Raw genomic sequence first — 12582 nt, forward strand, 5'->3', positions numbered from 1 at the left:
CCGCCTTCGCGGCGGTGACATCCTGGCCTCGACCTGTCCAAACGAAAGGGTTTGAAACATGAATACAGCCAAGTGCATCGAGCCCGTCTCGCCGGCCGCCCGCGCTGGCTCGCGCTTCGAACGCAACCGCCCCAGGGCCCTTGAACTGTTCGCCCAGCGCGGCTTCGCCCAGGTCAGCCTGCGGGAACTGGCCAGCCATCTCGAGCTCACCGCCGGTTCGCTCTACAACCACTGCACCAGCAAGGAAGAGCTGCTACTGGAATTCATCGAAGAGCACTACATGGCGCTGCTGTCGCTGTTCGACCGCCGCCACCGCCGGGAGTCCCCCAAGGCGACCCTGCAGGTCGTGATCCAGGGGCTGATCGCGCTGCATGAGTCCCATCCCTTGCACTTCCAGTTGGCGGCCCGCGACGCTGTCTGCCTCAAGCCGAGCCAGCGGCTGTTCATCGACCGCCTGCGCCAGCAGTTGCGCCGGCAGCTCGACTCGCTGCTGTGCGCCGCAGGTCTGGTCGCCCCCGGGCAAAGCAGCGTGCCGGCCCTGGAGCTGTTCGAGCACTTGCCGCTGTGGCTGTCGAGCTACTCGCTGGACGAACGGCAACGCAGCGAGATCCTCATGCGTCTGCTGATGGCTGCCCATCCCATTCCCACTTCGGAGATCCGACCATGACCGGTTACAAGGCGCCCCTGCGCGATATCCACTTCCTCCTGGGCGATGTCTTCGATGCCGGGGCACAATGGTCGGCCCTGCCCAACTTCGCCGACAGCCTCGACATGGACACCGCCGGCGCCATCCTGGAAGAAGCCGGCAAGTTCGCCAGCGAATCCCTGGCGCCGCTGAACCGCAGTGGCGATGAGGAAGGCGCGCGCTGGAGCGACGGCGTGGTGACCACTCCAACCGGATTCAAGGAGGCCTACGCCACTTACGCCGAAGGTGGCTGGGTCGGCCTTTCCGGCAACCCGGTTCTTGGCGGCATGGGCATGCCCAAGATGCTTGCCGTGCACGTCGAAGAAATGCTCTACGCCGCGAACTCCAGCTTCACCCTGTATTCGGTCCTGAGTAGCGGCGCCTGCCTGGCCATCGACACTCACGCCAGCGCCGAGCTCAAGCAAACCTACCTGCCACCCATGTATGAGGGCCGCTGGGCGGGCTCCATGTGCCTGACCGAAGCGCACGCCGGCACCGACCTCGGCCTCATCCGCACCCGAGCCGAACCGCAGGCCGACGGCAGCTACGCTATCACCGGCAGCAAGATTTTCATCACCGGAGGCGAGCAGGACCTGACCGAAAACATCATCCACCTGGTGTTGGGCAAGCTGCCTGACGCCCCGGCCGGCCCCAAGGGTATTTCGCTGTTCCTCGTACCCAAGGTACGGGTGAATGCCGACGGCAGCCTGGGCGAGCGCAATGCACTGTCCTGTGGCTCCATCGAGCACAAGATGGGCATCAAGGCCTCAGCCACCTGCGTGATGAACTTCGATGGCGCCACCGGCTGGCTCGTCGGCGAGCCCAACAAAGGCCTGGCGGCGATGTTCACCATGATGAACTATGAGCGCCTGTCCATCGGCATCCAGGGCATCGGTTGCGCCGAAGCGTCCTACCAGGCCGCGGTAGCCTATGCCCGCGACCGGCTGCAGAGCCGCGCGCCCGGCGGTCCAGTGGCAAAGAACAAGGCGGCCGATCCGATCATCCACCACCCCGACGTACGCCGCATGCTGCTGACCATGAAGGCGCTGAACGAGGGCGGCCGCGCCCTGGCCACCTACGTAGGCGCCCAGCTGGACATCGCCAAGCACGGCACAGATGCCGAGACGCGCGAAACGGCGCAGACCCGAGTCGCCCTGCTCACCCCGGTGGCCAAAGCCTTCTTCACCGACACGGGTCTGGAAAGCTGTGTGCACGGCCAGCAGGTGTTCGGTGGCCACGGCTACATCCGCGAATGGGGCCAGGAACAACTGGTGCGGGACGTACGCATCGCGCAGATCTACGAGGGCACCAACGGCATTCAGGCCCTCGACCTGCTGGGCCGCAAGGTACTCGCTGATGGTGGCAAGGCACTCGACGAGTTCCTCGCGGAGATTCGCCGCTACGCCGAAGAGCCCAGCGTCGAGCATCGCGCTGTCCTGCTCGATGCCGTCCAGAAGCTGGAGGAAACCAGCTTCTGGGTGCGTGACCAGGCTGGCCAGGACAGCCGCCAAGTGGGCGCCGCCTCGGTGGAATACCTGCACCTGTTCGGATACGTCACCTACGCCTACCTCTGGTCGAAAATGGCCAGCATGGCCAAGACCAGGATGGACGCAGACCCGGAGTTCTATTCGGCGAAGCTGGCCACTGCAGGCTTCTTCTTCAACCGCATCCTACCCCGCATCGAGGGCCTGGCGGCCTGCGTGCGCGGGGGAGCTGACAGCCTCTACGAACTGGCCGAAGCACAGTTCTAACGCCCTCAGCTCAAGTTCCAGGGTCGGCATCCCAGTGGGTGCCGACTCCCTTCCCTCTTGTCGGCACCGCACTTCCACGGGCGGCCACGCGTCGCAGCAAAGCTACAATTACAGCGAAGCGCCACCCGCTCTCCTCCCTCACGAATGGACGCCGGGCAGCCGTACGGCTGGCGCCCTAGCCATCGCGCCGAGTTTTCCGGTAGAGGACCCTGGAGATGACAGCTCTTCAGCTTCGCGACATCCGCGACCCGTTACCCGATCCCGAACTCGACGCATACGTCAGGTTGGCCACTATCGCGTGCCAGGTACCCATTGCCATGCTGACGTTCCTCGACAGGGAGCGAGAGTGGTTTGGCGCGAAGCTGGGGCTAGAACTCGGGGAGATGCCCCGTGCGGCCTCGTTGAACGCGGTGGTCGTGGCGTCCAACGAACTGGTTCATGTGGAGGATGCCTCCACGAATGAGCTTCTCCAGCACTGCACTCTGGTGACAGGGCCAACCGGTATCAGGCTCTTCGCCGGCGTTCCGCTCGCCGTGGCGGAACGAGGCGTGATCGGCGTGCTTTCGGTAGCGGATACCGCAAAGCGCAGCCTCGATGAGTCGCAGGTCGAAGCCCTCTGCTTGCTGGCTGGCCAGATCTCGAACCTGCTTCAGCACAGGGCCTCCCTACGAAGCCGGCTGGAGGCAGCCAGCAAGGAGGCTGATGAGCTCGATGGCCTGAAGGAGAGCCAGCGCACTTTACAGACCCTGGTCAGCAATCTCCCTGGTGTGGCGTATCGGAGTCTGAATGATATTTCCTGGCGTCTTGAAGTCGTCAGCGAGGGCTGCCAGAAGCTCATCGGCTATTCCGCCGCCGAACTCATCAAGGGGACGGTCAGGATGGTGGACATCATTCACCCTGACGATATTCCCTCGCTCAGGCGCAAGGTTTCCAGATCCTTGAAGGCCAGGACACCCTACCAATCCACCTACAGAATCAGGACCGCGACGGGGCAGACCAAGTGGGTCTGGGACAAAGGGTGCGGCGTCTACTCCGCGGACGGAACAGTGCTCGCGCTGGAAGGCTTCATCACCGACATCACCGAGCAGAAGCACGCCGAAGAATGTATCCGCAGAATGGCCTATTTCGATGAACTGACAGGCCTGCCCAATCGCCTATCCATGAGGGATACACTTAATGCAGCAATCTCCACCTCAGGCGACTCGCACGATCCTGTCGCCCTGCTTCATATCGAAGTCGACAACTTCCGTGAGATCAACGAGACATTGGGCTACCGCGAAAGTGACCGGCTGCTGCAGGAGGTTGCGACAAGGCTGCGCGAGGCTGTAGTCGCCAGCGAAATGGTCGCCCGTATTGCCGAATCCGCTTTCTCGGTATTGCTTCCAGGAATGGATGCCAGCCATGCGGTGCAAGCCGCGCGAAAGGTACTGGAATCGTTGAGCTCGCCGTTCGAGCTGGACACCCTGCTGGTGCCCGCTGACTGCAGCATCGGAATCACTATGTTTCCGGGGCATGGCAGTGACCCCGATTCGCTGTTGCGTCGCGCGAATGTTGCGCGTTATGGCGCCAGGCACAGTGCGGAAAAGGTTGCCGTATATGCCGGCGCACTCGACAGTGATAACGCTCAGCGGCTGATCCTGATGACCGACCTGCGTCGCGCCATCGACGGCGACGAGCTACGTCTGATGTTCCAACCCAAGCTGCGAATGCATTCAAGGCGGGTGAGCGGCGTGGAAGCACTGGTGCGCTGGCAGCACCCTGAGCATGGTCTGATGGGCCCAGGCCAATTCATCGGTTTTGCTGAGAGCGCTGGACTGATCACCCGGCTCACACATTGGGTACTGGCGGCTGCCGTTCGCGAAAGTCATGTCTGGCATGGCTCCGGCCATGCCGTGCCAATTGCGATCAATCTTTCGCCCTATGACATTCGAGACCGGCAGTTACTCGAGCAGATCTCGAGGGCCCTGGAGACCTGGGGCGGCACACCGGACTGGATCCAGTTCGAGCTGACCGAGAGCTGCATCATGGAAGACTTGTCCATTGCGCGGCACGTCCTCACGCAGCTCCGCGAAGCAGGCTTCAAGCTGTTCATCGATGACTTCGGAACCGGATACTCGTCCCTCGCCTACCTCCGAAATCTTCCGGTCGACTATATAAAGATTGACCAGTCATTCGTGAAGGACCTCGACAGCGACAGCGACTCAGCGGCCATCGTGGAAACCATCATCAAACTTGCCCATAGCCTGGGCATCGAAGTGGTCGCTGAAGGTGTCGAGTCGGTTTCGACGATGCAGATGCTATCGAGCTGGGGTTGCGAGGAAGCTCAAGGCTACTGCATCAGCAAACCGATATCCGGGCATGACTTCCTGGCATGGAACAAGGTCTTTGTGTGAATAGCGGCCCACAACGACCTTGTCGGGCTGCTAGATCGCTCTTGAGGACAGCATTTCCTGGATCTTCTGGGTGGCCTCACGGGTCCGTGCCGCGAGCTTCTTCACCTCGTCAGCCACCACTGAGAATCCACGTCCCACATCACCGGCTCGTGCTGCTTCGATAGCAGCATTGAGGGCAAGCATGTTGGTCTGGTCGGCAATACCCTTGATCACGCCCACGACCTGCGAGATTTGATCGTAGGTTGCCTGCATTCCAGACACTTCCCGTGCATGGATGGTCTCGGCCAGCTTCTCGTCCGAGATGTCCCGTACGGCTCCAATGATGCGAGAAAGCGTGCCATTGCAGTCCATGACACCCTGCCCCCTTTCCCGGTACCAGACCTCCCCCCTGGATTTGTGCCTCATTCGGTACTCGACCGTATAGGGAAGGGAAAGGTCTCCCACACGCAGGTATTCGGTGACCACCTTCACGACCTGCTTCAGGTCATCCTGATTCACGATTGAGAAGTAGCCCTCCCAGTCGTCGTTGAAATCCCGCTCCGAATAGCCCACAAGTTCGCGGAACTGCTTTGACCAACGCAGCTGATTTCCCGGATGTTCCGGATCGCCGTCGACGATCAGCAGCTCCCAGCACACCTCGGTCAGTGCATTCCGGGTGACTTCCCAGACCCGTTCCTTCTCTCTGTACAGCGCCAATTGTTCGTTCAGTTCGGATAGCGTCAGGTTGCGCGCCTCGATCTCGCGCTGCAGCTCCTGAAATTCGTCCCGGGCCGTCTGCAGGCACGCCTTCAGGTCGCAAACCAGGGCGCTTTCAATCTCTCCCTGTAGCGGCTCACCTCCAGACGCCTCCTGGAGACTGAGCCGCCGTTCCAGCACATCGAAGCTGTCACTCAGCCAGGGATACTGCTCAATCAGCCCACCCTGGAAGTCGGGGATGGGCGAACCATTCAACAAAGACGAAATTCGCGAGCTGACTTCTTCAGCCAGACGCTTCAGCTTTCTTCCGGAAAACATGGGCCCTCCGCAAATACAGTGGATTCCATCATTGGCTCGCGCGCAAAAAAGAAGGGGCCGAACGCCGGGTCACGACGGGGCCCCAAAGGGTCACGCTCACACCTTGCGGCGCCTCGCGCAGCGGCAGGTTCCACTGGCAAGGCGAGCAATTTCTACATCACTGGGCCTGCACGGGGACCACGCCACGCCGCGAGAACAGGACGGGATTGTCATTGGCATCAAGCAGCGCAGCCGTCAGCGAGACCCCATCGGCCGTACGCTGCTCCATGAAGCTCAGCCCGCCGTCGCCGCTGCGCACCATCAACCCATCCAGGCCGACCACAACCACTTGCCGGCCGGCTACCGCCATGTCAGTGATGGAGCTCTTGCTTTTAAGGGAAACCCGCTGCCATTGCTGCCCATCCGCTGATCCATGCAGCAGCGTGCCGCGCTGGCCACCAACCAAAAGGGTCCCATCGGCCAGCACGGCGCCGGACCACAGGGTGCCTTCGTAGCCAGTGTCCAGATAGCGCCAACTTTTCCCCTGGTCATCGGAGCGCAACACCTGGCCACGTTCGGCAGTGGCAAACAGGTTGCCGTGGTCGTCCGCGAAAAGCCCCATCAGATTAAGGTCGGCGCGGCTGTATCCCTCCGGCGCTTGCAGCGACTGCTCAGTCCAGGTTGTACCGCCATCGTCGGTGGTCAGAACCAGCGACCAGAGGCCTACGGCCACGCCCTGCCGGGCATTGAAGAAATGCACAGCGAACAGTGGGCGATCTTCTTCACTGGACAGGCGCTGGACTTGCCAGGTGTCGCCGCCATCGCTGCTATTCAAGATCGCTCCCCAATGGCCGACTGCCCAGCCTAGCTTTTCATCAACGAAACTCACCCCGGTAAGAGGTGAAGAAAGCGGAACTGAGCGGGCCTGACGGAAACTTCTCCCGCGATCGTCGGACAGCAGTACGATGCCGTGATCCCCCACGGCGACCAAGCGTCCATTGGCCCACGTAGCACTCAGCACAGTGGCCTGGGTGGCATAGCTCGACGGGGCCGCCGGCACGGCGTCCAAGGGCGCGGCCTGCAGAGAAGCCAACGGCAGCAGAGCGGTAAGCGCGGCCCCGGCGAGTGATTTAACGAATCTCATCATTCTCTCCTCAGTGCGCCAGCGCGCCAATCATGCGTACCGGGCGCTTGCGCGGGAACACTCGCTCCAGCCAAACGGCGAAGGCCGGTAGCACAGTCATGGCCATGACCATGTTGACCATGAACATGAAGGCCAGCAGCTTGCCCATGTCGGCCTGGAACTTGAGCTCGGAGAAGGACCAGGTGGCGACACCAATGGCCAGGGTGATGGCGGTGAAGATGGTCGCCACACCGACCTCGAGCAGCGCATGCTCGACGGCCTTGGTGATCGGCTGGCCGTTGGCTTGGTGCAGTTGCAGGCGGTTGTAGATGTAGAAGGCGTAATCGACACCAATGCCCACCGCCAGCACCATCACAGGAAGCGTGGCGATTGTCAGGCCGATCTGCAGCTCCTTCATGAACCAGTAGCCGATGAAGGTGCCGATGGTCAGCGGCAGGCAGCACACCAGCACGGCACGCAAGTCGCGGTAGACCACGAACACCAGCAAGGCAATGGCCGCGTAGACGTACAGCAGCATTGGCGTCTCGCTCTTCTCCACCTCCTCGTTGATGGCCGCGAGCACCCCAGCGTTGCCCGAGGCCAGGCGCACCGAAACGCCTTGCATAGGGAACTCGGCACGGAAGGTCTTGGCGGCTTCGATCACCCGCTTGATGGTGGTGGCCTTATGGTCTGCCAAGTACAGATGTACGGCGGTCATGCTGCAATCGGCGCGCATGATTCCCGAGATACGAGCGACCTCGGTGGCCAGCGAGGAGTAGTTCATCGAGTCAATGGGGACCGTGCTCATCTTCGGATTCCCCTCGTTGTAGCCCTCGTTGAACTGGCGCATGCCGGTCGAGAACGAGGCAACCGACAGGACCCCGGGAACGCCTTGCATGGCCCACACGAAGCGGTCCTGGTATTGCCCCAAGGCCACATTCTCGCAGGCGCCGACGACCTCGCCGGACTCATCCGACTGGACCTCGAAGACCACGCTCAGCCAGTCCAGGCCGATGTCGTAGTTACTGGCGATGGACACCGCATCGAGATTGAAGCGGGAGTCCTCGCGCAGTTCCGGCGCACCGGCCTGTAGCGTACCAACCACCCGATCATGGCTTTGCCAGACCGCCACGGCGAACACCACCCCTGCCGCAACCAGCACCAACCGGGCATTGCGCCAATCGGCGAGGCGGGCCAGGCCGTGCAACCAGCGGCTGCGGCGCTCACGGGAAATTTCCTCGGCAGCGGCGTAGCGGCCGTCGACCTTCAGCATCGAGGCCACCAACGGCAGCATCACCAGGTTGGTGATGATCTTGTAGGCCACGCCAAGGGAGGCGGTGATGGCCAGCTCGCGCACCATGGGAATCGGGATCAGCAACAGCGTCACGAAAGACACGAAGGCAGTCACCAACGCCAGGGTGCCAGGAATCAGCAGGCCGCTGAAGCTGGAGCGCGCGGCCTGCTCAGCACTCTTGCCACAGGCGATTTCGCGCACTATGTAATTGATCTGCTGCACGCCATGGGAAACACCGATGGCGAACACCAGAAAAGGCACCAGCACAGCTAGCGGATCGAGGCCGTAGCCGAGCAGACGCAGGCTGCCGAACTGCCAGACCAGCGAGGTCAACGAGCAGCCCAGCGCGAGCAGGGTGAAGCGCACGGAATGGCAGTACCAGTACACCGCGGCGGCGGTCAGCAACAGCGCCAACAGGCAGAACTCCAGTACTGCGGAAGCACCATCGGCGATGTCGCCGATCTGCTTGGCGAAGCCGATTATCTGGATCTCGAACTTGGCGTCCTCGAACTTCGCGCGAATCTGCTGCTCCAGGACCCGGTTGTAGGCCACGTAATCCAAGTGGGCGCCAGAAGCATCGACCTCGTTGAGTTCGGCGGTGATCATCGCACTGCTCTGGTCACGCGAAACCAGGGTGCCAATGAAGCCTCCCTGAGCCGTGGAGCTGGCAATCTTGCCGATGATCTCTTTGTCGAGGCGCTCCGGTGTCACCGTGCCGGGAATCAACGGGTCGGCGCGGAAGCCCTCCTCGGTGATCTCGTTGACGAAAGAGTTGGGCGTCCACAATGACTGCACGCTACTGCGCGAAACGCTGGGCAGGAAGGTCACCGCCTGGGTTACGTCATACAGGCGCTTGAGCCCCTCCACGCTCCAGATATCCCCCTCGCGCGCCTTGACGACTATGGTCAGGCGATTCGCCCCGATCAGGTCATTACGGTAGGCCCGAAAGGTCTCGACGTACTCATGACCGATCGGCAACTGCTTCTCAAAGCCAGCGTCCATGCGCAGCTGCACGGCAAACCAGGCCATGCCTAGAGTGAAGGCGGCCAGCAGCGCCAGTACTGCCCAGCGCTGCTTGAATAGCCAATCCTCCAGGCGTGGCAGCACGCCACGCCTCTTCACTTCGCTTATTTCTACAACAGGAGTGTTCACAGCATGCCTCACAGAGAGTGCGAAACCGACAGGCCAACGTAATCCCGATCACGCAGCAGCTGGTCGTATGGGGTATCGCCATCGTTGAACTTCGCGTAGTTCAGGCTGACTTGCCAGTTACCCGGGTTGCGCACGAAGTTCACATAGAAATTCATCGCGCTGGCGTCTCGGGTATAGGTCGAATAGATCGATGGCGTGCGGCCATTGCCCAGGGAGCGCTGGTAATAGACTCCCGGCGTCACCGTCCAGCCTGGGATGACCGTGCCGTCATAGGTCAGGCTGAAGTCGACATGCATCCCAGAGGAACTCTTGTCGCCGTGGGCTCTAGGCGGAAACTGCGACAGATCTGCAACCCAGGTGTTGCCCCCCGCAGCAACCAGCTCCCCGTCGTAGCTGTCATGCAGCCCCGGGTATTTCACCAGCACCAGTTCCGACAGGAAGGTACCCGTACTGGCCCCGGTGAACTCGAGGAAGTCCGGGGAGTTGGCATTGGTCAGGCTGTAGATGCCCGTCAGGTGCCACTGGAACTTCTTGGTGTCCTTCCAGCACTCCCCTCCCCGTCCCGAACAAGGAGCAGGGCCAAATGCGAGGCCGGGCAAGGGATTGAGCGGTACTGCCTCCTTGGGGCGATAGGACAGCTCGGTGCCCACGGCCCAGTCGCCGATCGGCCCGTTGGCGCTGATGCCGTAAAGCATGCGGTCTTCCGGGTAGACCCATGTGGGCGCGAAAGTCGCCTGGTTGTAGTTAACCTGCGGCAGTTTGTCGTGATAGCGCATCACGTAGAAGCCGTAGTTAACGTCGCTATCCTCAGGCTGCCAGCGCACGGAGAGCCCCCATTGACCACTGTCGCGGGCATCCTTGTCGTCGTATCCATAAGCTTCCATGCCCTCGCCGATCACGTTGTAAGTCGACCAATAGCTGCCCACTGGCGGCAATTCGCTCTTGTTCCAGCCGAACTGGTAATACGCCTCGACGTTCACGCCGTAGCCCAGCCCCGTGGCGACGCTGAGCATAGGTGCCGGCAGCACGGCTTCCTTGAGCTGAACCCCTGGACTTGAAAGCGCCTGGAAGTCATAGGAGTTGGTGGCATTGATGCCACCAATTGCGAACAGGCTCTCACCCCAGTTGATGACCTGATTGCCCAGGCGCGCGCGAACCCGCTGGTCGGCCACATCAAAGCTCTTGCTTACCCACAGGTCGAGTAGGCGCGCCTTGAATTTCAGTTCGTCACGCGCATCATCGGTCAACCCATCGCTGCCAATATCTGACCCCAAGGCCTGCCGGAACTGAGTTTCGGCTCCCAACGCCCCCGTCGTATCGGTAGCAGCGAAGTCACGTTTCCAGCTACCGCGCGCCATGAAGGTGAAGTCCTCGGGGAACTTCAACACCAACTCGTGGACACCCTTGACGTAGTTGGTGAACAGATCGCCCTTGCCATAGTTCATGTTGCCCTGATCGCCGATACCGGAAACGGTCGGGTCCAGGCAGCCGGCGGGCGGATTGTGGCCACCGGCACCAGCATTGATCAGGTCACACCCTGGAGACTGGGTACGCACACCCATGCCCGCCGAGATAGTTGAGTCAAAAGAGCCACGGATATTGTCCGTCTCGAAGGTAAACCCCACGGCCAGCGGTGCGGCACACGCAATGGCCAGGCCCGATGCTTGGGAAATTATTCTTTTCATGTCGGCACCCTAATTCGCGGTTATCGCTCGCTGATGGAGCGCAGGTTGTCGGAGGTATAGAAGTCGCGCTTCATGCGCGGGTTGTTGCCGCCCTCGGTGATCCAGCGATGGTCATCCTTGCCCGCGCCAACCGAGGTCATGTCATACAGATAACGACCATCGACCAGGTTGTACTGAACCTGGGCCTCCATATCGCAGCTGCCGGTCTCGTACACTGGGATGGTGAAGCCCTCACGCACCTTCCAGATCTGCCCCTGCTTGTCGTAGTCGACCGCCATCAGGCCGTTCCAGCTGTCCTCGTCGATGTAGAACACGCGCTTCGGCGCCTGGTGACGCATACCCTGGCGCACGGTGGCCTCGACCACCCAAACGCGGTGCTGCTCGTAGCGACGGAACTCCGGCGCGATGGCGTCGTCCTTGGCGAAGCTCTCGACCTTTGCAGAGGTGTCATAGGCGCCGAAGGAGTTGTAGGGCACGATCAGCTCCTGCTTGCCGACCAGCTTCCAGTCGAAGCGATCCATCGGGCCGTAGAAGATGTTGGACTCATCAATGGTGTACTGATTGTCCAGACCGATTTGCGGTGCGTCATAGGAATAAGCCGGCATGCGACGCACCCGACGCTGGCCTGGGAAGTAATAGAAGGTAGTGGTCTGCTCACCCGCCTTGGTGGTGAGCACGCCGGCCTGACCGGCCAGCGAAACCGGATCGAAATAGGAGAAGTAGGTCGCTGTCTCCAGACCATCGGTCGAGGAAAACAGCTTGCTGCCCTTCTCGCCCCAAGGCGTGAACATTGTCCAGTCCAGTGAGGTGTTCAGCCAGTCGCCTCCGGCCTTGCGCGGGGAAATACCGGAGATGGTCTTGGTCATGTGAAAGCCGACGCCACGGTAGTGCATCTTCATGTTCCACATCACTTCCGCACCAGTAGTGGGCTGCGGGAAGGGGATGCCGGGGACGTGGGCCTCTTCCAGGGCAAGACCGCTTGCGTCGAGCTTGGCGAAGCCTACGTTCTTCCTGGTGTTTTCGGCGACGAAATCAGGCACACCGCAGCTGCGACGGGTCGGGTACACGTCCATGCGATAGCCTGGGATCTTCTTGAACAACTCCAACTGCCCAGGCGAAAGCTTGCTCGCGTATTTCGCAACGTTGTTGGAGTCGATGCTGAAGAGCGGCTTGTCATCCTTGAACTTCCAGTGCTGGCCACGCACCTGGCCGTAGCTCCACCCCGAATCCTGCTGACCCGGCGGCGCCCAGGCTGGAATCACCCCATCAGCACTCGCGGCAACCTCCCCTCCCAACGGCGTTAGCGTGGTGCCCAGCAGGGATGCATCGCTCTCCGCAGCCTGAACCGAACAGAAGGCGGCCGATGCCGCCAGCGCTACCAGCAGTTGCCTGACTCCACCTGCGATGGAGTGGCCGACATCGGGGCGCTGAATCACGTCTTTCATTGGGAGTTCCTCATGGGGCTTTAACCGGCGACCGGGGCTTCCTGGAAGGAAGAATCGGGCT

7 protein-coding genes and 2 pseudogenes are annotated in these 12582 nt (G+C 61.4%); 3 read left to right on the plus strand and 6 right to left on the minus strand.

Annotated elements, in window-relative coordinates:
• The first annotated feature begins 58 nt into the window (after nt 1-58).
• From SA496_RS15065 to SA496_RS15075, 3 genes are all read left to right on the plus strand, one after another.
• The gene (locus tag SA496_RS15065; protein ID WP_330114036.1) at nt 59-667 is read left to right on the plus strand and encodes a TetR/AcrR family transcriptional regulator; all 609 of its coding nucleotides are present in this window, start codon (nt 59-61) and stop codon (nt 665-667) included.
• On the plus strand, nt 664-2436 hold the full coding sequence (locus tag SA496_RS15070) for an acyl-CoA dehydrogenase C-terminal domain-containing protein (RefSeq protein WP_280353349.1): 1773 nt from the start codon (nt 664-666) through the stop codon (nt 2434-2436). Before SA496_RS15065 ends, SA496_RS15070 begins: the two co-directional genes overlap by 4 nt.
• A gap of 215 nt (nt 2437-2651) precedes the next feature.
• Complete coding sequence (locus tag SA496_RS15075) at nt 2652-4829, plus strand: putative bifunctional diguanylate cyclase/phosphodiesterase (RefSeq protein WP_330114037.1); 2178 nt, start codon at nt 2652-2654, stop codon at nt 4827-4829.
• Nucleotides 4830-4877: 48 nt separating this feature from the next.
• Here the strand turns inward: SA496_RS15075 and SA496_RS29260 are convergent.
• The 6 genes and pseudogenes from SA496_RS29260 to SA496_RS15100 all read right to left on the minus strand — a co-directional run.
• A pseudogene (locus SA496_RS29260) lies at nt 4878-5090 on the minus strand (methyl-accepting chemotaxis protein); the annotation flags it as partial.
• Nucleotides 5091-5120: 30 nt separating this feature from the next.
• A pseudogene (locus SA496_RS15080) lies at nt 5121-5843 on the minus strand (PAS domain-containing protein); the annotation flags it as partial.
• A 157-nt stretch (nt 5844-6000) separates the two neighbouring features.
• A complete protein-coding gene (locus tag SA496_RS15085; RefSeq protein ID WP_179058759.1) occupies nt 6001-6966 on the minus strand; it encodes a WD40/YVTN/BNR-like repeat-containing protein in 966 nt (321 codons plus the stop codon).
• A gap of 10 nt (nt 6967-6976) precedes the next feature.
• Nucleotides 6977-9268, minus strand: a complete 2292-nt coding sequence (locus SA496_RS15090; RefSeq protein WP_256873315.1) for an efflux RND transporter permease subunit — start codon at nt 9266-9268, stop codon at nt 6977-6979.
• Between the two features lie 131 nt (nt 9269-9399).
• The gene (locus tag SA496_RS15095; RefSeq protein WP_280353356.1) at nt 9400-11076 is read right to left on the minus strand and encodes a DUF1302 domain-containing protein; all 1677 of its coding nucleotides are present in this window, start codon (nt 11074-11076) and stop codon (nt 9400-9402) included.
• Between the two features lie 20 nt (nt 11077-11096).
• Nucleotides 11097-12521, minus strand: a complete 1425-nt coding sequence (locus tag SA496_RS15100; RefSeq protein ID WP_280353359.1) for a DUF1329 domain-containing protein — start codon at nt 12519-12521, stop codon at nt 11097-11099.
• Between the last annotated feature and the right edge of the window lie 61 nt (nt 12522-12582).

This window comes from Pseudomonas sp. JS3066 (genome assembly GCF_036328175.1).
Taxonomy (GTDB): domain Bacteria; phylum Pseudomonadota; class Gammaproteobacteria; order Pseudomonadales; family Pseudomonadaceae; genus Metapseudomonas.

What these genes read in the sequence shown, in the direction of transcription:
- SA496_RS15065 (WP_330114036.1), top strand. Translation starts at nt 59, where the DNA reads ATGAATACAGCCAAGTGCATCGAGCCCGTCTCGCCGGCCGCCCGCGCT.
- SA496_RS15070 (WP_280353349.1), top strand. Translation starts at nt 664, where the DNA reads ATGACCGGTTACAAGGCGCCCCTGCGCGATATCCACTTCCTCCTGGGC.
- SA496_RS15075 (WP_330114037.1), top strand. Translation starts at nt 2,652, where the DNA reads ATGACAGCTCTTCAGCTTCGCGACATCCGCGACCCGTTACCCGATCCC.
- SA496_RS15085 (WP_179058759.1), bottom strand. Translation starts at nt 6,966, where the DNA reads ATGAGATTCGTTAAATCACTCGCCGGGGCCGCGCTTACCGCTCTGCTG.
- SA496_RS15090 (WP_256873315.1), bottom strand. Translation starts at nt 9,268, where the DNA reads ATGGCCTGGTTTGCCGTGCAGCTGCGCATGGACGCTGGCTTTGAGAAG.
- SA496_RS15095 (WP_280353356.1), bottom strand. Translation starts at nt 11,076, where the DNA reads ATGAAAAGAATAATTTCCCAAGCATCGGGCCTGGCCATTGCGTGTGCC.
- SA496_RS15100 (WP_280353359.1), bottom strand. Translation starts at nt 12,521, where the DNA reads ATGAAAGACGTGATTCAGCGCCCCGATGTCGGCCACTCCATCGCAGGT.